General features: G+C 57.6%; 19 protein-coding genes, 1 tRNA gene and 1 rRNA gene. 13 read left to right on the top strand and 8 right to left on the bottom strand.

Annotated elements, in window-relative coordinates:
• The first annotated feature begins 166 nt into the window (after positions 1-166).
• The 12 genes from rrf (at position 167) to ACUXHH_RS08260 (ending at position 11,682) form a co-directional block, all read left to right on the top strand.
• Positions 167-283: ribosomal RNA gene (gene rrf, locus ACUXHH_RS08315) — 5S ribosomal RNA — on the top strand.
• 435 nt (positions 284-718) lie between these two features.
• Positions 719-1,321, top strand: coding sequence for a DUF6891 domain-containing protein (locus ACUXHH_RS08310; protein WP_279789759.1), 603 nt, complete (start codon positions 719-721; stop codon positions 1,319-1,321).
• Positions 1,322-1,739: 418 nt separating this feature from the next.
• A complete protein-coding gene (locus tag ACUXHH_RS08305; RefSeq protein ID WP_279754237.1) occupies positions 1,740-2,618 on the top strand; it encodes a DsbA family protein in 879 nt (292 codons plus the stop codon).
• A 229-nt stretch (positions 2,619-2,847) separates the two neighbouring features.
• Positions 2,848-2,921 (top strand) — tRNA-Thr (locus ACUXHH_RS08300).
• A 123-nt stretch (positions 2,922-3,044) separates the two neighbouring features.
• Entirely contained in the window at positions 3,045-5,243 is a 2,199-nt protein-coding gene (locus ACUXHH_RS08295) for an acyltransferase family protein (protein ID WP_458391210.1), read from the top strand.
• A gap of 307 nt (positions 5,244-5,550) precedes the next feature.
• Complete coding sequence (locus ACUXHH_RS08290; RefSeq protein ID WP_279790732.1) at positions 5,551-6,363, top strand: SGNH/GDSL hydrolase family protein; 813 nt, start codon at positions 5,551-5,553, stop codon at positions 6,361-6,363.
• Positions 6,364-7,173: 810 nt separating this feature from the next.
• Positions 7,174-7,410 (top strand): 50S ribosomal protein L28, encoded by a 237-nt coding sequence (gene rpmB, locus ACUXHH_RS08285; protein ID WP_004005966.1) that lies wholly within the window; start codon positions 7,174-7,176, stop codon positions 7,408-7,410.
• A gap of 3 nt (positions 7,411-7,413) precedes the next feature.
• A complete protein-coding gene (rpmG, locus tag ACUXHH_RS08280; RefSeq protein WP_004005967.1) occupies positions 7,414-7,584 on the top strand; it encodes a 50S ribosomal protein L33 in 171 nt (56 codons plus the stop codon).
• Between the two features lie 2 nt (positions 7,585-7,586).
• Positions 7,587-7,892 (top strand): 30S ribosomal protein S14, encoded by a 306-nt coding sequence (gene rpsN / locus ACUXHH_RS08275; RefSeq protein ID WP_005506731.1) that lies wholly within the window; start codon positions 7,587-7,589, stop codon positions 7,890-7,892.
• A gap of 89 nt (positions 7,893-7,981) precedes the next feature.
• Positions 7,982-8,269: an HU family DNA-binding protein gene (locus tag ACUXHH_RS08270; RefSeq protein WP_279754238.1), complete on the top strand. Its 288-nt coding sequence runs from the start codon at positions 7,982-7,984 to the stop codon at positions 8,267-8,269.
• A 532-nt stretch (positions 8,270-8,801) separates the two neighbouring features.
• Positions 8,802-9,446 (top strand): hypothetical protein, encoded by a 645-nt coding sequence (locus tag ACUXHH_RS08265; RefSeq protein ID WP_458391209.1) that lies wholly within the window; start codon positions 8,802-8,804, stop codon positions 9,444-9,446.
• Between the two features lie 265 nt (positions 9,447-9,711).
• Positions 9,712-11,682 carry an NHL domain-containing thioredoxin family protein gene (locus ACUXHH_RS08260; RefSeq protein WP_279754240.1) on the top strand — a complete coding sequence of 657 codons (1,971 nt, stop codon included), beginning with the start codon at positions 9,712-9,714 and terminating at the stop codon, positions 11,680-11,682.
• A gap of 286 nt (positions 11,683-11,968) precedes the next feature.
• Here ACUXHH_RS08260 and ACUXHH_RS08255 read toward each other — a convergent pair whose 3' ends face one another.
• Positions 11,969-12,946, bottom strand: a complete 978-nt coding sequence (locus ACUXHH_RS08255; protein ID WP_279754241.1) for a zinc ribbon domain-containing protein — start codon at positions 12,944-12,946, stop codon at positions 11,969-11,971.
• Positions 12,947-13,009: 63 nt separating this feature from the next.
• Between ACUXHH_RS08255 and ACUXHH_RS08250 the strand changes: the two genes are divergently transcribed.
• Positions 13,010-13,711 carry a hypothetical protein gene (locus ACUXHH_RS08250; protein WP_279754242.1) on the top strand — a complete coding sequence of 234 codons (702 nt, stop codon included), beginning with the start codon at positions 13,010-13,012 and terminating at the stop codon, positions 13,709-13,711.
• Positions 13,712-13,856: 145 nt separating this feature from the next.
• Here the strand turns inward: ACUXHH_RS08250 and ACUXHH_RS08245 are convergent, their stop codons facing one another.
• The 7 genes from ACUXHH_RS08245 to ACUXHH_RS08215 form a co-directional block, all read right to left on the bottom strand.
• Entirely contained in the window at positions 13,857-14,522 is a 666-nt protein-coding gene (locus ACUXHH_RS08245; protein WP_279789768.1) for a class I SAM-dependent methyltransferase, read from the bottom strand.
• Between the two features lie 181 nt (positions 14,523-14,703).
• A complete protein-coding gene (locus ACUXHH_RS08240) occupies positions 14,704-15,816 on the bottom strand; it encodes a MauE/DoxX family redox-associated membrane protein (protein WP_458391208.1) in 1,113 nt (370 codons plus the stop codon).
• A gap of 251 nt (positions 15,817-16,067) precedes the next feature.
• Positions 16,068-17,123, bottom strand: a complete 1,056-nt coding sequence (locus ACUXHH_RS08235; protein WP_458391207.1) for a ThiF family adenylyltransferase — start codon at positions 17,121-17,123, stop codon at positions 16,068-16,070.
• Complete coding sequence (locus ACUXHH_RS08230) at positions 17,114-17,884, bottom strand: thiazole synthase (protein WP_458391206.1); 771 nt, start codon at positions 17,882-17,884, stop codon at positions 17,114-17,116. The genes ACUXHH_RS08235 and ACUXHH_RS08230 overlap by 10 nt, the downstream gene beginning before the upstream one ends.
• A 92-nt stretch (positions 17,885-17,976) precedes the next feature.
• The gene (gene thiS, locus ACUXHH_RS08225; RefSeq protein WP_279741666.1) at positions 17,977-18,174 is read right to left on the bottom strand and encodes a sulfur carrier protein ThiS; all 198 of its coding nucleotides are present in this window, start codon (positions 18,172-18,174) and stop codon (positions 17,977-17,979) included.
• Positions 18,175-18,222: 48 nt separating this feature from the next.
• Positions 18,223-19,305, bottom strand: coding sequence for a glycine oxidase ThiO (gene thiO / locus ACUXHH_RS08220; protein WP_458391205.1), 1,083 nt, complete (start codon positions 19,303-19,305; stop codon positions 18,223-18,225).
• 2 nt (positions 19,306-19,307) lie between these two features.
• Positions 19,308-19,928 carry a thiamine phosphate synthase gene (locus ACUXHH_RS08215; protein WP_458391204.1) on the bottom strand — a complete coding sequence of 207 codons (621 nt, stop codon included), beginning with the start codon at positions 19,926-19,928 and terminating at the stop codon, positions 19,308-19,310.
• Between the last annotated feature and the right edge of the window lie 332 nt (positions 19,929-20,260).

Raw genomic sequence — 20,260 nt, 5'->3', positions numbered from 1 at the left:
AGACTCGTGGAGTTGACTGGTACTAATAGGCTGAAGGCTTACTTTTCAGGAAGTTGTTTGTTGTTTGCGTTCACTGTATGGTTTTTGGATAATAACCCTGGGCTTCCTTCGGGAGGTTGAGGCTTTTTATTCGGAAATTTTGAATAACAAAGTTATTCGCTAGATTTTCCGTGGTTATAGCAAGAGGGAAACGCCTGGTTCCATTCCGAACCCAGAAGCTAAGGCTCTTTGCGCCGATGGTACTGCACTTTTGAGGGTGTGGGAGAGTAGGTCACCGCGGGTTTTTTATTCAAGAGGGGAAGACCTTATAGGTCTTCCCCTCTTTTTGTGTACCCAAAAACTCCTAGAACGAAAGACACCTAATTCATCAGAGGTGCAAAGATTCAGAGACTCAGCTGAGAAGCAGAGAAACAGGGGATGCAGCCTAGACAGCCTGCCAACCTGAGGCAGGGGCGACGAGATGGGAAGTTAACAGCTCCGTCTGAATGACGAAAATAGAGGGCGCAGTGGAGAAACTCTTGATACCTTAACAACAAAAGCAGGCCGCATCTCTACCTCAATAAGTAGAGAGCAAGCAAAGGAGCATCATCATGGCTGATGAGAAGACATCTACGAACGCTGGAGCGAAGAACGCCTTGACCTGCCATTCCCCAAAGAATGGGGACTGGACGAAGAAGACGAAGCCGAGCTGCGTTGGGGCCTCTGGCCCCTAATCTTCATGGGAGAACCTGACACTGACCTGTACGTCGAAAGTATTATGGGCGCCCTCGACCTGGGATACGACGATGAAGATAGCAAGCTCTGGGAAAAGCGGGCTGAAGAGTACACTGAAGAGCTCATCAAGCGTCGTCGTGCCTTTGCCGCTGAGCTGGGCATTACCCCCGAAATGCAGAAGAACTCCAACCTCAACCGTGCCTTCGCAGCCCTGGAAGAAGAAGGAGTCATTGCACGACAGAACTTTACCTGCTGCGGTACCTGCGCATCCGCAGAAATCTGGGGCGAAATGGACGATAGCCGTGAATGGAAGGGATACATCTACTTCCATCAGCAAGACACCGAAAGCCTGGCTGAGAGCGGCGGCACCTACATTGGTTTTGGTTCCTTCCTTGCTTACCCCAGGGACGAAGAAAAATGGAATATCCTGAGCGATGCGCAGAAGGAAGAGATTAGGGCCCTTCACGAGAAGCTCTCTGTACAGTTGCTGCGAGAGACGGTTATTCCCGTACTGGAGAAGCACGGCCTGAGCGTGAAATGGAAATGGAAGGGTAACTACAACACCCGCTCCTTCATTGGTGGAGTGGAAGTCTACAACATTCCCTAACGGCTGGTGAGCTGAACCGGGTGGGTGCCTCGGCTTAGCTTGTGGCAGGTAGGAACCTCTCAGAGTTACGAAAGCTTATAAGGAAAATAAGCTGAGAGCGTGAGAATAGACATCACAGTATCTCAGTCAGAGTATTAACTAGCCGATACGGCACCCATTCGGTAGGCTAGACGGGTAGCGCGGTACGTCCATACTAGAGATAAGACAGAACCTATCCACGTGATAGGAACTGATCGATATAGCTTTCAGCTGCCATAAACGGCAGGAAGCTATAACTCTAGAACACCCTATAGCGGATAAGAACAACCCCGTGCCGGAAGAGTCAGGTCATCTTTACTCGGATGACGCTTACTCCAACCGGAGTAGGCTAGATGAAGTGGACGAACCGCCACCCATAATCCCAACCAAAGGAGCAGGCATGTCGACCGACGCCCGCGAAAAAGCCCGCCAGATTGCGGCCCAGCAGGCCAAGAAGAGCCCCAGCCAGGCAAGCCGCCGCTGGCTCCAGTTCGGCGTACTCGCCGTGGCCCTCATTATCGTAGGTATCATCGGCTTCGTCGTAGTCAACGGCAACAAGAATACCAAGGTAGCAGAAAGCGGCCCGGTGCCCTCCAGCGCCAACGAATACGGTGGTATCGTGCTGACCAAGGACGGCATCGTCCAGAACTCCTCCACCCAGGAGAGCCGCGACTTCAAGCAGCTCGCAACCTCGACCTCCTCCGTAACCCCCATGGTCAACGGAACAGTAGCAGCAGTCAATACTCTGCCCCCGGGTGTGCAGACCGCTGAAGAGGCATCCAAGAACGGCCAGCCCGTTCGCGTGACCATCTTCCAGGACTACAACTGCGTGCACTGCGCAGAGTTCGAGAAGAAGTACGGTGAAGAAATCCAGAAGCTCGTCGAAGACGGCACCATCACCCTGGAAATCCGTAACCTGACCTTCCTGGACCGCACCTCGCCCACCGCATACTCCGCCCGTAATGCGGCAGCAGCATACTCCGTGGCAAACCAGATCAGTACCAGTGAATTCCTGAACTACCAGCGCGAAATCTTCAACAAGCGGGGTAGTGGTGACATGAACAACCAACAAATCGCCGACATCGCTTCTAAGCACGGTGCGTCTATCGGCTCCGATATGAACGACGGCAAGTGGCGCCCCTTCGTGGACGTGGTCAACGCTGAATCCGCAAAGAACGGCATTCAGGGTACCCCGACCGTCTTCGTTGATGGTGACCAGTACACCAGCAACGACTTCAGTACCTTCCTGAAGGAAAAGATCGAAGCTAAGAAGAAGTAACCTCTTCGATAGAAAAACCCGGTAACCTCCATGCGAGGCTACCGGGTTTTTCCATACACTGTGATGAGTACAAGGGATGAGTGAGCAGCATACAGAAGTGGTGCTCTTAAGGGGTAAAACGAAAGAAACGAACGTACCAGCACCCCATAATTTAGAAGTATTCTCAACCAAAACCTAAAAGAACAACTAAGCAGACTCCACCGCGAGAATAGGGTACACTGGACAGGTTGCCTCCTTAGCTCAGTTGGCCAGAGCATCTGTCTTGTAAACAGAGGGTCACCGGTTCGAATCCGGTAGGGGGCTCAGAAAAATCCTGGTTCGCACCAGCCTCATAGCAGAGGTGCGAGTCAGGATTTTATTGTACGGGTCCTGTAGTGTCTACAGAACCCGTACAACACATCAACGATCCATCCTGAGGAACCGAGAATGTCTGAAACCTCCGGAATCCCGCAGCCCCCCCCCTCGCAGGAAGCCTACACCACTGCACCGCACAGCATCAAAGCACGCGAAGCCAGCGACTACCCCCTCGAAAAGTTCATCGAATCGAGAGGGTTCCGCCCTGAAATTCAGGGTCTGCGTGCCTTCGCCGTGCTCCTTGTGGTGCTCTACCACGTCTGGTTCGGTAAAGTTTCTGGCGGTGTGGATGTATTCATCTTCATCTCCGCCTTCCTACTCTCGCTCTCCTTCATGCGTAAGATCAACGAAGGCAAGCCCCTCAACCTCCTCAGCTACTGGCTGCACGTTTTCCAGCGTCTGTTGCCGGTAGCCACAGTAGTTATTGCGGGTACCACCATTGCGTCCTTCTTCATCCTTGCACCCAGCCGCTGGTCGCAAACCGTAACCGACGCAACGAGTTCCCTGTTCTACTTCCAGAACTGGAACCTCGCGTTTAGCTCCGTAGACTACTACGCCCAAAACGCCTCCGTGAAGTCACCATTCCAGCACTTCTGGTCGCTCTCCATCCAGGGACAGATTTTCATCATCTGGCCCCTGCTCTTCGCAGCAGTAGCCTACTTCGTACGCAGATTCCGCGGGAACCTCTTCACCACCGCGGTATTTGTCTTCAACACGGTGTTCGTCGCATCCCTGACCTTCTCCATCGTTGAAACCGACACCAACCAGGGATTCGCCTACTTTGACACCCGCACCCGCCTCTGGGAATTTGCCATCGGTACTCTGCTGGCAATGCTCACTCTCAAGTGGAAAGCACCCGAAAAGACGCGAATTGTCATGGGCTGGATCGGCATTATCGGTCTGGTCACCTGCGGCGCAATTCTCCCCGTCGAACGAGCATTCCCCGGCTACCTGGCACTCTGGCCCGTGCTCTCCGGCGCGCTCGTCATCATGGCAGGCCGCACCAACAGCCGCTGGGGTATCGATCGACTGCTGGTCTCCGCGCCCCTGCAGAACCTCGGCAACATCTCCTACGCGCTGTACCTGGTACACTGGCCCATCCTCATTCTCTACAGCAGCGCTGTCGGCACCTCCCGAGTGAACTTCATCGAAGGTGCCGTCATCATCCTTGCCTCCATCGGCCTGGCCTGGCTGCTTATCCGCTTTGTCGAGAAGCCGCTGCGCTACCGCAAGGACCCCTTCGTACCCTGGCTCATGATGAAGATGCGCTTCAAGACCGTCTTCTCCGTCAAGACCTGGGCAGACCAGCTCGCCTTCATCCTCGCAATCTTCCTGGTCGCAGGCATACCCCTGGTCGCCGCACAGACCTGGATTGGCTACCGCAATGCCCAGTCCGAGCACAATGCCGAACTGAAGGTACAGACCGCCAGTGAAAACTACCCCGGTGCCCGGGCTATCGGTGGCCCCCAGCAGGGACTCATTGACACCCCCATCCCCTCCGGTGGCGACGTCAAAACCCAGTTCGACGGACTGAGCGACCCCTGCGCTGGCGGTTTCGCGCCATCCGACCCGGCACTCGCCAAATACTGCAGCGTGCAGAAGTACGGCCCCGAGGACGCGCCGCTGACCATGGTCATCGGTAACTCCCACGCTGAGCAGGCGCTGAGCATCTTCAAGCCCATTGCAGAACAGACCAAGACCAATCTGCAGACCTACCTATTCGGTGGCTGCCAGTACCCGGTCCACTCCGTCAACGCCAGCAACGAATGCTCGGAATTCAACACCAAGATGACCGAGGAAATTATTAAGCGTAAGCCGCAGACCGTGGTGCTCATCGCCACCGTTGCCCAGGCCCGCTCGAACGACGAACGAGTCGACTCGAGCCTCGACGAGACGGTCCGCCGCCTCACTGAGGCAGGAGTCCAGGTCATCGGCCTGCGCGATAACCCGCGCTTCGAGTACAACATTTACGAATGCGCTCAGAAGGCCGGTGCCGACAAGAGTTCCTGTGCACGACCCGCAAGCGAAAAGTACGCCGAAGAAAACCCCGCACAGGAAATCTTCGACAAGTACCGCGACCAGGGTGCCGTCATGGTGGATCTGAAGGACGTGTACTGCCCGGACGGCATGTGCAGCCCCGTGATTGGAAACATCTACGTCTACTTTGATGATAACCATATCTCCAAGACCTACGGCCGCACCATGGCTCAGGAAGTCTTCCAGCGTGCATCGAAAGGCGGCTGGCTCGTCAACGGAAAAGTGAACTTCTAAAGTTCGCCAATATAGCAAATCCTCCACGCTGTTCTATAGAAGTGTGAACAGAGCGGAGGATTTGCTATTCTCAATTCCCTGTAAGGATGATGACGCCCAACCCAATACCGTCTCTCCGCATAGCACACAGAGTGCTGTCAAATCCTAAGAAACCCCCGCTCGTATCTGTTGAAGCGCCCATAACAATGGGATACTGGGCAACAGGACGCACTGAAAACTCAGCGAAGAACCCGGTACATCGCGCGGGTGTGCCGGCTTCTTCCACAAAAGGGGGCAATCTCTACAGAGGCCCGGAAAGAAGAACACAATGACGACCCCGCTCCTGGACTCCAACGGCAAGCTCAACGGTGAATCAGTACGCTACGTGGCAATCGGCGACTCCTTCACCGAAGGCGTGGGCGATATTGACCGCCGCCGCCCTAACAGCCTGCGCGGCTGGGCAGACCGCGTTGCCGAAGGCCTCGGTGCAGTAGACCCGCAGGCGCAGTACGTAAACCTCGCCATCCGCGGCCGTCTGCTCATCCCCATCCTTGAGGAGCAGCTGCCCCACGCCTTGGAGTTGAAGCCCAACCTCGTCACCTTCTACGGCGGTGGCAACGACATCATGCGACCCAACGTGGATATTGACCGGCTCATGACTCACGTAGACGAAGCCTTCGCCACCCTGCGCGGCGAAGGAATCGAAGTGCTTACCGTAACCGGCCTGGATGTGCAGGGCCAGGGCCCCTTCTCCCGTACCCGCGGCCGCACTGCCACCTACAACGAGCTACTGCGCGGTATCGCTGAAGACTACGGCGTGCACATCATCGACTACTGGCGCTGGAATGACTTTCTCGACTGGCGTCTATGGGCTGACGATCGCCTGCACATGAACCACCTCGGCCACGAACGCTTCGCATCCCGCGTGCTGGCACAGCTCGGCCTGCCCGGTGTGGTCACCGAACCGGTAATACCCCCGGAGGTGCAGCTGACCGCTCGTGAGAAGGTCGAGCAGGAGGCACGCTGGGTCCGCGAGTTTGCCCTGCCGTGGATTGGTCGCCGGCTGAAGGGCACGAGCTCCGGCGACGGTGTGAGCCCCAAGTACCCGGAGTGGGTCCTCGCGGCAGGCCTTAAGAGCTAACGCCGAGGGTCGCATGTTACGGTGTAGAACTGTATGCCGGGGGAGTGCCATGCGCTGCATTTGTGCCGTATTTGTGTCTGCATCTACGCCGTAACGGGAAGGGGTCAATCCGCCGTTATTCGTACCGTTGCGAACCCATAGACTGCCCTTTAAAACCGGGGTGGAAGCGTTAAAACGAGAGTTAAATGCTCTTTAAACGCGTGTTTAAACCTGTTTAACAGCCCTACGCACACCGTAAGAGTTGGCTACGTGGGGCTGTCTACGGCTTAAAACCGGCTTAAGCTGTTAATCTCACAACACGAATTTCACCGGTGTAATTTATCCCCGGTCACATAGAGAATGTCCGTTCTTAAAATGGCGCATTAATGCCTGACTAGGGGTGTTAAAGAATTCCTTAAAAACATCTGGACTTGCAAAAACACCCATTTTTGGTAGAATGGATAGGTATGTTTGCCGTTCGAGGGCAGGCGTGCATCTGCGAATCAAGCACTTCGCTTAAATGAGGTGCAATCGGCTCAGAACACCGAGATTCCGCGGATTTTTAAGGCAAAATCCGGCGTGTAGGCTTGCACGAACCCCCGTATTTACCTAGAATTTAACGCTGTTCGTAGTGGTGGAAACGCCTCTCGACACTAATAAGCTTCACCGTTTTTCCCGCGGCGGGGATCGATACGTGGCCTCTCACCCACGTGACGATCTCAAACACTCTAGCCCGGCGAATAACCCGGTGCTTCTACATTGGTGGCGGGACGCTCACGAGTAACATCGACTGCGTACCGTCATAAAAGTCAATCAATAAAGGAGTGAAACATGGCAGCAGTCTGCCAGGTGACCGGAGCTGTTCCCGGCTTTGGACACAGCATTTCGCACTCGCATCGCCGCAACAAGCGTCGATTCGATCCGAACGTTCAGAAGAAGACCTACTGGGTTCCTTCGCTGCGTCGTAAGGTAACCCTGAACGTGTCCGCTAAGGGCATCAAGGTTATCGATGCTCGTGGCATCGATGCCGTTGTTGCAGAAATCATCGCACGCGGGGAGAAGATCTAGTAAATGGCATCCAAGGCTAAGGACCTCCGTCCTATCATCAAGCTCAAGTCCACTGCTGGCACCGGTTACACCTACGTGACCCGTAAGAACCGCCGCAACAACCCCGACCGCATGGTGCTGAAGAAGTACGACCCCGTCGTCCGCAAGCACGTTGACTTCCGAGAGGAGCGCTAAGAATGGCTAAGAAGTCCAAGATCGCTCGCAACGAGCAGCGCAAGGTCATCGTCGCTCGCTACAACGAGAAGCGTATCGCACTGAAGAAGACCCTGATCGACGAGAACGCTACCCCCGAGGAGCGCGAAGCAGCACGCGTGGCACTGCAGAAGCTGCCCCGCAACGCTTCCCCCGTTCGCGTGCGTAACCGCGACCAGATCGACGGCCGCCCCCGCGGTACCTTCCAGAAGTTCGGTATCTCCCGCGTGCGCTTCCGCGAGATGGCACACCGTGGCGAGCTGCCCGGTATCACCAAGTCCAGCTGGTAAATCTGGTATTTTAGTTCCTAAACGGTTTTCCGTCGCAAGACGGTCACTCGCTTTAGACTCAAATCTAAGTCTCTGGAAGGGGCACCCTAATGGCTAAGAACCGTACCGAACTCGTTGCAGAGGTTGCAGAGAAGTCTGGCAAGAGCCAGGCAACCGTCAACGCAGTACTCGACGCAGTGTTCCAGGTTTTCGAGTCTTCCGTCTCCAAGGGCGAGAAGATTACCATCCCCGGTTGGATGGCAATCGAGCGCACCGACCGTGCAGCTCGTACCGGCCGTAACCCGCAGACCGGCGAAACTATCCAGATTCCCGCCGGTCACGGCGTGAAGCTGACCGCAGGCTCCAAGCTGAAGGCAGCAGTCGCTCAGAAGAAGTAACTCTTGAGACTTTGAATCTGACAAAAGACCCCCACCCTCACGGTGGGGGTCTTTTGTTATGCCTGCCCAAGGGAAAATAGTGGAGAAAACCCTGCCGAAGGGGGGCTCAAGTAGCGGAAGCGCCCCTAGGCAGGTGCGGCGGCCCCCTAGAATCGCTGATTAGTTGTGTCTTTATGACCTTAATTGGTGGTTGAGCTGAAAACACAGAAACTATCCCTATTTCGCAGAAGAAGCTAGGGGGGACTACAGAAAAAATAAAGAAAAACTTATACATATAGATAGAAAGCTATGCATAAGCTAAGCCAAAAAACCGCAAATATGAAACCCCTTTGGGAAAAATACTTATACATTGCTGTCTGGACACAGCATAAACACAGCAAACTAAAGCTCAATCTTAGACTCACCCCCTATGCTGGAGTCACCGGTGAAGGAAAAGCCACACACAATACACAACGGCCCCATCCCACCCGGAAAATCAACCATACAAACCCGGGACGATTAATCTTCCGGGAGGCACAAGGAGAGCTACCTCATGGAACGCCCAGCCCAGCATACTTCCGCACAGACCACCAACCGTCGCTTCCGCACCGGCGTGGCAGCACTGTCCCTCGCAGCAATCGCAGCACTCGGCCTGAGTGCCTGCGGTGAGCAGAATACATCCGCCGCCACTCCGGTACCCGTTGCCACTGCAACCGCCAAGGCTTCATCCACCGCCGATGCAGCAGGCAACGGCCAGGTTACCGTCAAAGCAAGCGACGCAGCCTCCCCGAGCGCCACTGCAACTAGTTCCCAAGGCACCGTCACCGTTACCGAAGACGGCGTGACCGTCAACGGTGCCAACGGTACCAGCGTCAACGCAGGCAACGGCAACGCAGCCGTCAACGGCTACACCATGATCCAGATCGACCCTGACGGTGGCTGGTCCTACCACGCCCCCAACGGCGATATTGCAGAAGTTGATGCTGACGGCTCTTGGGAACGCGTCGGCCCGAGTGGCAATATAGAGGTGAAAGCAGACGGCTCCTGGGAACAGACCGGTGAGAATGGCGTAGTCGAGGTTGAAGCTAACGGTGCCTGGAAACAGACCGGTGGCAAGAACACAATCGAAGTACCCTCCGTACCCCTCAAGCCTGTCGGCGCCACCGTGAACCCCGTCAAGCCCGTACAGCCCAAGTAAGCTGTAAAGAGTAATAGTAGCTAGTGATGCTTGCAGAGCGTAACAAGCTTGTGACTTATAAGACGCCCCGTGCGTATCCGAACGTGATGCGTGCGGGGCGCTTTTATGTATCCACACACTACCCGCAATGTGACTTAATATGACGAGTCATTAAGCCCCCAAGTCACAAACCTCAACTCCCAGCGAACCACCCACCCCACGCTGGCATAATGGGGACAGCAAACCAACGCGCCCACACATGGCGCACCCAACAGGAGAGAGAACCATGAGCGAGAACACCATCCGCAGCGTACGCGTACGTGCCAGCGAACTCGAAGGTCGAGCCTGGCTCAACACCGGCGACAAAAACCTCACCCTGCAGGATCTTCGCGGCAAAATCGTTATTCTCGACTTCTGGACCCTCTGCTGCATCAACTGCCTGCATGTCCTCGACGAACTACGCCCCCTCGAAGAAGAATTCTCCGATGTACTCGTCACCGTGGGCGTACACAGCCCCAAATTCGAACACGAAGCAGACCCCGTAGCGCTTGCCGCAGCCGTCGACCGCTACCACATCACCCACCCGGTACTCGACGACCCAGAATTGACCACCTGGCAGGCATACACCGCCCGCGCATGGCCCACCCTCGTCGTCGTCGACCCCGAAGGTTACATCGTCGCCCACCTCTCCGGCGAAGGCCACGTACAGGGCCTCACTTCCCTAGTCCATGAACTCGTCGCAGAACACGAAGCGAAGGGCACCCTGCACCGCGGCGACGGCCCCTACGTGCCTCGCCCCAAGGCAGCCGGCACCTACGCCTTCCCCGGCAAAGCAATCGAACTGCCCGCCCAATTTGGCCCCGCAAACCTCTTCGGCAACCGCGAACGTACCTACCTCGTCGCAGACAGCGCACGCCACCGCATCCTGCAGGTAGCAGCCGACCTCAACACCGTCATCAACACCTACGGTGGCGGCGATGACCCCGTCAACCACCCCGTCAAGGGCCACGTCGACGGTACCGCCACCGAAGCACGCTTCAACGAACCCGCAGGCCTCGCCCTCGTACCCGAAAACCTGCGCGAACAGCTCGGCTACGACGTGCTGGTAGCCGACACCGTCAACCACCGCCTGCGCTCCCTCAACCTGAGCACCGGTGAAGTGCGCACCCTCGCAGGCAACGGCGTGCAGCGCGTCATCGACGGCGAAAACACCATTACCGGTGACCCCAACCACATCCCCGCCGGCGTACCCGCCACCGAGATCGCGCTCTCCTCACCCTGGGATGCCGTCTACTCCCGCGAAGCCGGCCAGTTCATCATCGCCATGGCAGGCACCCACCAGCTCTTCGGCTACGACCCCACCAACGGTGCCGTCAGCATCTTCGCAGGCTCCGGCGTCGAAGGCCTCGCCGACGGCCCCGCCGCCGACGCATGGTTCGCCCAGCCCTCCGGCATCATCGAAGCACGCGACGGCAGCCTCTGGATCGCATGCTCCGAAACCAGCGGCCTGCGCCACGTCACCTTCGCCGAAGACGGCGTACAGGTCACCTCCGCCGTTGGCAAAGGCCTGTTCGACTTCGGCTTCGTCGACGGTGACTCCGACACCGCCCGCATGCAGCACCCCCTCGGTCTGACCGAACTACCCGACGGATCCATCGCAGTCGCTGACACCTACAACGGCGCCATCCGCCGCTGGGACCCCGCAACCGGCACCCTCGGTACCCTCGAACGCGGCCTCGATGAACCCTCCGACTTGCTCGTCGAAGAAGTACCCGGCGAAGAACCGCGCCTCATCATCGTCGAAACAAACGCCCACCAGCTTGTACGCGCCTCCATCCCCGCCAAGGCACAGCACGTCGACGAAGGCGCCATCACCACCGCACGCCCCTCCACCAAGCTCACCGGCGGCACCCTCAAATTCACCTCACGATTCACCGTGCCCACCGGCCAGAAGCTTGACACCCGCTGGGGCGACCCCACTCAGCTGAAGATCTCATCCACCCCCGAGAACTTCATCCTGGAAGGGGCCGGCACCTCCACCGGACTGACCCGCACCCTCGTGCTCAACCCCGAAATCACCGAGGCAGTCCTGCACATCACCGCCCGCGCCGCCGCCTGCGACGGCACCCCCGGCGGTGATATCCCCGAGCACGCAGCATGCCACCTCTACCAGCAGGACTGGGGTATTCCCGTCGTCGTGACCGGTGACGAGGCAGACGAAAGCGAACTCGTCCTGGACCTGCGCGGTATCAACTAGGGATCTATAACAGAAAAGAATTAAGGGTCAGTATTATCCTCGCTCCTACAGGTGCACCCGTCCTCGTTATACTCGGACACCCCCTGATATCGATACGGATAATACTGACCCTATTCTGTTGTGCTGCCCTAATACCGCTGCGGATAGTGCCGGTTCCCTTTGTACTTTTAGGATTGTGGGATGCGAAAAGGCTGGGTCATCCTCGCTCCTACAGGGGCACCCGTCCTCGCTTCGCTCGGGCACCCTGATGTCGTATTCAGAGTATATTGGCTCTCGCCGTTCGTTCTTAGAAGGAGACGCGGACCGCCTTCGCATCCGCCTCCACCGACGCCTTCAACGTAAACGGAATCTCCTTCTGCACCTGCGAACGTGTACCCGTGTATAAATCCAACTGAGTAAATGACACCTTCGCCGTACCCGACATCGGCTTCAACGACCACACACCCGCCGAACTCACACTCACCTGCGGATCCGCAACCTTCTCAACAGACCACTTCACCTCAGAATCCACACGCCCCGTAAACGCATACTCAAAAGGGCACCCACCAGGATAAAGAGTGCTCTGCTGGGTGCACTTCTGCAAATGATCCTGCACCTGCTCCTTCACCGACGACAAAGCATTATCACTCGGCTTCAACTCCATACGCACCGAATGATTCGCATCCTGCGCAGTCACCACCTCATTCACCTTCTGCGCTGTATACACCGTCGAATCATAGGACACCGCATACACACCCGGATAAAACACCGGGAACGACGCTGCACCCTTATCCACCGCAACCTTACGGTTATTAATCGTCGCAGCCTCCACACCCTGAATATTCACCTTCACCGACGGCAAAGACGCCTCATCAATAGCCCATTTATCAAAAAAGCCCCAATGCGTGCCCGAACGGTGCAAACGAAAATCCGTATGCTGCTGCGAACCCCCCAAAGAATATGAAGCACGCACCGTCGCATGCTCACCATCCTCGCTGGTCTCCACCACCTCATACGACACCTCACCCAAAGAAGACACCGAACGCCTCAAAGCATCCCCATCCAGCAGCGACGCATCACCCTCCGGAATCTGCGCGCCCAATAAACCACGCGCATACGAACCATTACCCGTACGCAACGCATGAAAATACTCCCGCACCTGACCCGTCGGACCATACACCAGCTTATTCGTCATAACCAGCGCCGCAGTAGCCACAGAAACCGCCACCACAACACCGACCATCCACATTGCCAGGACCCGCTCCACGGGAGAAAAATTACGCATAGAACCAGAGTAACGCAGGTAGTCCGCTAGGTTTCACGCACCGCACACACTAAAATTGTGTATATGGCAGAACGCGCTCACGAAGTCCCCGCCAAATACGGCGAAGTCAACGAACTATTCCACCCCCGCATGCGCTCCTACGGTAGGCGCATCGAAGCGGCACTCCCCGGCACCATCGTGCTCCTCGCCGCGCTCGCCTTCATCTTCTACAAGCGACCAGCCCTGCCGTACACCATCTTTGTGCTTCTTATCGGCACCATCGCAGGTATCAACCTCTACTCAGTCCTCAAACCCACCATTATCGTCATCACCAAAACCCACGTGCTCCGTGCACGCACCTTCGGATGGTTAGCCGTACCCCTCGAAAACATCGACCACACCATCTACGCCGAAAAGCTCTACCCAAAAAAAGCCTACGGCCAGAAACTCAAAACCGTTGCCGGCCGCTTACGCTACCGTAGCTTCCCTGCCATGTGGGCCGTTGACAAAGACGGCAAACAACTCATGCGCATCGACGGACGCATCTGGGACGGCAAAACTATGCGAGAAGTCTCCTCCAAACTCTCCGCCCAAACCACCATCTACAAGCAGATCAACGTGGTCAATATGGACAAAGAACACAAGGGACTTATCACCTTCAATGAACTACACCCCGGCTGGCGTTCCAGCCTCATGACCGCACTCGCCGTCATCATCGTGGCAATCCTCTTCGCAGCATCCTTCATGCCCGAAGAAATCGCCCGCACCATCTACCTTATCCGCTAGAACACCCACGCTTCACCGGTGCTTCTTCTTGGATGTGCATCTTCCGAATACGGAATGGCCCGGTACCCACCCCACACGGGGGTAAGCGCCGGGCCATTTGTATGCCTAACTCAAGACGCATTGCGCGCCAGTTTTAGAAGCGAGCCTAGTTCGCCGGGCGCGACAACACCGCCACCAAAAAATCCGAAGAGCCCTCAACAAACGGGTGCATCTGCCACGACGAATACGTGTTATCAACATTCAGACCAGCCGCGCGCGCATCAGAGAGGAACTGCTCAAACGCATAATCACGGCCCGGACCCGAACCATACCCAACCACCGCACGGCCACCAGGAGCCAACACGCGACGGAAATTCTCCACCACCGGCTTACGAGTCGAACGGGCCAGGAAACCCATCACATTACCCGCACACACCAGCAGCTCAAAACCATTCTCCGCCGTCGCGTCACCCTCAATGCCCAGCACCTCCGGCAAATCCACCAAATCAGCGGTAATCCAAGTAGCATCCGGGCAGACGCGGCGCGCCTCCTCAATCAGCTCAGGATCAATATCAACACCCGTCACACGGTGACCCAACGCGTGCAGTTGCTTACCCACACGACCAGGACCCGAACCCGCATCAAGAATCTTCGCACCACGAGAAGCCATAGCGTTCACCAGACGAGACTCACCCGCCATATCATTACCCTCAGCCTCCATCGCCTTAAAACGGTCAATGTACCACTGAGAATGATTCGGGTTGCTCTCCTTACGGACCAGCCACAAGGACTTCTCACGCTCACCCGGAGCGTTGAAACTCATCATTGCCATAAAAACTCCTTAGACAGGGTTGGGATGCGCCAACCGCCACCAGGCAAGGTGACCGCGGCATATATGCGGTGTGTGCGCTACGTTCTAGCATAGCCCCACCCGGCACCTGCCAGTAAGGGCAGTAAGAGCCGGACGGGGCTATCGAGGCCGCACAAAAAGCAGAGAAACTACAGAGGAACGGTTAGAGGTGATCGCCAGCAGTACTCGATGTATCCTCAGCAAGCGCCTTACGCATCTGCTCTTGACGCTCCTCCTCAGCCAGACGAGCAACCTCAGCGAACTGCGACTCAATATCGGCAAGCAGCTCCTCAACCTGCTCCTTACCAGCCACCGGGCCGCCAGCAATCAGACCATCAGCCCCCAAAACCACAGCCAACGGCACACCATTACCGAAATTCGCGTGCGCACCAGCCTCACGGTCAATCAACGGAGTCAAACCCTCCGGTAACGTACCCGCATTACGCGAGGTCTGCAACGAATCCAGACTCGAATACACCGGATGCAACGCCACCAGCGGCAGACGCTCCTGCCACGAAGACATCGTCTTCAAAAACTTCACACAACCAGCGCAGGTCGCCGACACAAACACCAGCACACGCGCCTGATTCTTAGCCAACGCACGCATATTCGTGTGGCGACCATTCTCCAGGTACAGCGCCGCATGCGGAATCGGCACGCGAACATACTGCTCTTCACCGTTCTCGTCATACACTGGCTCAGGCAGAATAACCTGCGGACGCTCATCCTCCGCGCCCAAGACGTCACCGCGGCGGACAGCCTCCATCGTCACAGCAATCAGCACCGTGCCAATAATCCAGGTCCAGCCGTTAGCATCCAAGCTCAAGAGAGTCGGAATAATACCCACGCCGCCCTTCAACGCGCTCATATGAGCGCCAAGAGAAGCTAACAGCAGCGCAATATTGCGGATCAGCGTGTAACGGCTCACCGGTGCAGTTGACTCGGAACCGAAACAATTACAACTTCCGGTACGACCCGTCACCAAAGCACGAGCAATCACCACCGTGTAAAACAGCATCAGAACCAGCGCCAAACCCGACGCAATCACTGCAGGTAGACGCACCGGTGACAGCAATAGCACCGAAGCCAAAACAATCTCGAACCACGGCAGAATCAGCGACACCGTACGGGCTGGCGCAATCTTCTCCAAACCAAGATTCTGAATACCGGTCACGGTACTCTGCGGGTCCTTCGCCTTAGCAATACCGCTAATCAACAAAGTCAACGCAACAAGTGCCGTACACAAAACGAGCGGCACAGTAGAGATGGTGAGCATAAAACTCCTAGAGTGAGTGTGCGAAAACAGGAGGCGGCAACGGCAGCTTTTAGGCAAAGCTCTTTAAGCAGGACAAACCGTGCGATGTGCCGCCGTGTTATACACGATTTTACGCCCTGCACATGGGGAATTGTCCCTACGAGTTAAGCGGAAAGCGGTATACGCCCTCGTTCCTACAGGGGCACCCGCCCTCGCTTCGCTTCGGGCACCCTGATGTCGCTTTCGGAAGGGATAGCTACGCCGGTGGTTCCCTAAATGGCCGTGAGGCGCACCCCGTACTTGCCTGCCAGCTCCGCGTACGCCTGCACAAAGCGCTGTGCTCGCGCACCCGAGGCACAGAAAACGCCCACGCGCTGATCACGCACCGATTCAAACAGGGTCAGCAGCTCTGCGGGCACGTCCGTTGCCGGCAACAACGACCCCTCAGCGTCACTCAGGTGCGACAGCGCCACATGCAACGAACCCTCATGCTTCACCGACTCCTCACGCTCGGATGCCTCACGCACATCCAGCAGAACCTGCGGAACCTCATGCGCCGACAAATCCACCGGCACCACACGCGCCGGATCCGGCACCGCCCCAAACGACGTACACGTACCCGACAAGGCATCATACGTCAGCAGAGTGCCCGCCGCCGTCGGCAAACCACTCACAAACTTGAGCACCTCCGTCGCCATCAGCGAACCAACCACAGCCGTCGTCGCGCCCAACACCCCGGCAATCGCACAGGACTCCACCGTCTGCGGAATCGTCGGAAAAATATCACGCAAATGCGCGCCATCCGCCTCAAAAAGACTCACCGACCCGCCAAAACGCAAAACCGTGCCCCACACCAGCGGCAACCCCGCAACCTGTGCAGCATCCGCAATCAGATACTTCGACGCAAACGTATCCGTACAATCCACCACACAATCCGGTGCCGACGCGGCGAAAAGATCCAAAATACAGGACGCATCCACATGCCGAATCGTTGTCTCAACCGTCAACGACGGGCACAAATCCAAGGCGCGGCGCGCTGCAACCTCCGCCTTCGGCTCACCCACATCAGGCACACCAAAAAGCGGCTGACGCTGAATATTCGACAGCTCCACCAAATCAGAATCCACAATATGCAGATACCCCACACCAGCCGCCGCCAACGCCTGCACCACCGGACAACCCAAACCACCAGCACCAATCACCAACACGCGGGCACCCGCCACCGCATCCTGATTAAAGCCCGGCAGGCGACGCTGACGATCCGTGCGCTCGCGATCCAGACGCGCATGCTCCGGATTCACCGGGGTAGGGGAAAGATTTACATCCACGAGACAAAACCCTCCGACGGTGACGACGCCTTCGCGTGCTCACGCACCGGAATACGGCCAGCCTCACGCGCCAACGCGCCCGCCTGCACCGCAAACTTCATCGCGTGAGCCATCGCCACCGGATCCTCAGCACGATTCACCGCCGATGCCAACAACACCGCATCACAACCCAGCTCCATTGCCAGTGCCGCGTCGGAGGCGGTACCCACGCCAGCATCTAGAACCACCGGAACCTGTGCGCGAGAAGCAATCAGCTCAATATTGTGCGGGTTCAAAATGCCCAGACCGGTACCAATCGGTGCGCCCAACGGCATAACCGCGGCAACGCCCGCATCCTCCAGGCGAGCGGCAGCCACCGGGTCGTCAGAGGTGTACGCGAGCACCGTGAAATCCTCAGCGACCAGCTGCTCGCAAGCGTTCAACAGCTCCACGGTGTCCGGAAGTAGGGTGTCTTCGTCATGGATGATCTCGACCTTCACCCATGAGGTACCCAGCGCCTCGCGGGCGAGCATCGCAGTCATCACGGCATCAGCTGCGGTGCGGCACCCTGCGGTATTGGGTAGCGGTGCAATATTGAGCTTCTGCAGAAGCGGAAAAATGGGGGTTCCTGCCGCGTGACGGCGCATGGCAACGGTCGTCATCTCAGTGCCGGAGGCGATAAGCGCCTGCTCGAGCAGGTCCATGCTGGTGGCGCCTCCGGAGCCCATGATGAGGCGGGAGCTGAAAGTACGGTCGCCAATGGTGAGCGGTGTAAGGCTCATGAGTTCTCCTCTATGGGAACGGTGCAGTGGGTGTGTATGGCGTACACACCCACCCAATATGTAGAACGTATATTCTTTTTCTGAGGGAGGTATTAGCCGCCCTGGACGGCGGTGAGAGCATCTACCCGGTCGCCATCGTTCAGCACTGAATTCTTCCAAACGGAACGAGGCAAGATGCTGCGGTTGAGCGCGACAGCCACACCAGCATCGGTGCCAAACTGCTCCATGACAAGGTCAAATACTGTTGTAGTGTTGGTGGTGAGCAGCTCACCGTTATATGTGATGGTCATGCGAAATCCTTTCGTGAGGGCGCCGGGTGCACCCGGCGGGGAATGTGTTTAGTGGGTGAATCGTGCCGGGTCGCACGCCTGCATGATGGGCGGAATATCTGCCCCGCAGGCAACCTCAGCACCAATCTTGCCGGCGAGCGCAGCGAGCAGAATACCGTGGCGGAAATAGCCCGTGGACACGAGTTGGCGGGTGCCATCAGCGCGTGTGCGGTACCCGAAGATAGGCAGGTCGTCCGGGGTGCCGGGACGGGCGCCGACGTTCGCCTCCAATAGTTCGCATTCTTCAATAGCTGGGACGAGGCGAATCGCGTCACGCAATAGCTGGTATACACCGTCAATGGCGGGCAGCGTGCGGTGGTCTTCGCGGCTGGTCGCGCCGATGCACAGCTCCCCGTCAGGGCGGGGGATGAGGTAGACCGGACGGGAATTCACATAGCCGCGCACCACGTGCTTGAGGATGGGCCGCGGGACGCGCAGACGCAGAATGTCCCCGTAGACGGGGCGTAGCGGGTAGTCCCCGTGTAGTGTTGCCCCTAGTCCGGTGCAGATAATGTCGCCTGCGTCCGGGTCGGTGACCTGTTCGGCGCTGAAGGTGACACCGCGATGCACCAAGGCATCTTTTAGAGCACGGACCATGAGTCGCGGGTGCAGCTGATGGTCGCTGGGGATGCTCACGGCACCAGCAATACGCGGCGCCAGGAGCGGTTCGAGGGCGCGCGCCTGTGAGGGGGTGACTGCGTCTGCGGGGCGGTTCATGTCCCGGTAGTAGGCGCGGGTGCGTTGCAGGTGCTCGGCGTCGGCGCGGTCAGCTGCGACGATGAGCGTGCCGGTAGTGTCGTAGCCGGTGGGTAGATCGGTCGCGCGACTAAGCCGCTCCATAAGGGAGGGGTAGGCATCAGCGCTAGCGGTCATGAGCGGGAAGAGCGCATCCTGCTGGAATTGTACTTCTGCGATGGGTGCGAGCATACCGCCGGCGTAGTGGCTGGCGGCGGGGTAGAGGGGCGTGCCGTCGGCGGCGGTGCCGTAGTCGCTGGTTTCGGCGTCGATGAGGTGCACGCTTTCGCCACGTTCAGTGAGCTCAAACGCGGTGGTGAGGCCAATGATTCCGCCGCCAATGATGGTGATGGTCATGGCTATGCCTGCAGTGCGGGGTTGTCGACGAAGGCGCGGACCATGGCGATTCCGGCGACTCCGGTGGTGCGGATGGCAGGGCAGTCTTCGGGGGTGATGTCGCCGATAGCTACGGTGGGTACGGCGGACAGCTCGGCAAGTTCGCGGAGCCCATCAATGCCGAGGGGCGGGCGGTTGGACTGCTTGGTGGGGCTGGGGCGGAATGGCCCGGTGCCAATGTAGTCGATCAGGTGCGCGATCTTGTTCGATTCTTCGACGAGCTGCCGAGTGCCGGTGGTCAGACCGATGATTGCGTCGGTGCCGAGGAGGGCGCGGGCGTCGGCTACGGGCAGGTCGTCTTGACCGATGTGCACGCCGTCAACGCGCACGCCGCGGGCACGCAACGCGAGGGCGACATCAACACGGTCATCGATGAGCAGAGTCTGGTGGGGTTGGATGATGCCGGCGATAGCTTCGGCGAGCTGGTAGAGCTCGCGCGCACTGATGGGTTTGGAGCGAACCTGAATACAGGTGGCATGTTGTGCCTGCTTCACGGTTTCGAGGGGGTTGTCTCCGGTGACAAGGTAAAGGCTCAGATCGAGGGGGGATGAGGGGGTGGTGTAGGGGTGCGTTTCGCGGTTCATGCGGGTCTACGATTCGTCGTCAAGTAGATGTTTTTGAGAAAATCTCTCATTGAATTTCTGTGGCCAGAGTAGCACAGCTGTGTGCTGAATTGAACAATTTTCAAGCTTTTTGATGTGCGTGTGCTTGGCGCGCTATACACTTCTTTCGCTCCTGCAGGAGCTAGGAACATACCCCTCAACCCGTCGAGGCTATGAGAAAAGCCTCTTACCGTGGGGTAGAAGGCTTGAGGAGAGCGGCTGACGGGCTGGAGGGCGGAAATCCCGAGCGTGCGAGGGAATGTATTTCCACCTGGAAGCGATTCCCGCCTCAGCCGCAAAAAGCTTCTTACCGT

Source organism: Rothia sp. 110740021-2, from assembly GCF_054263775.1.
This window is presented reverse-complemented; position numbering and strand designations above follow the sequence as displayed.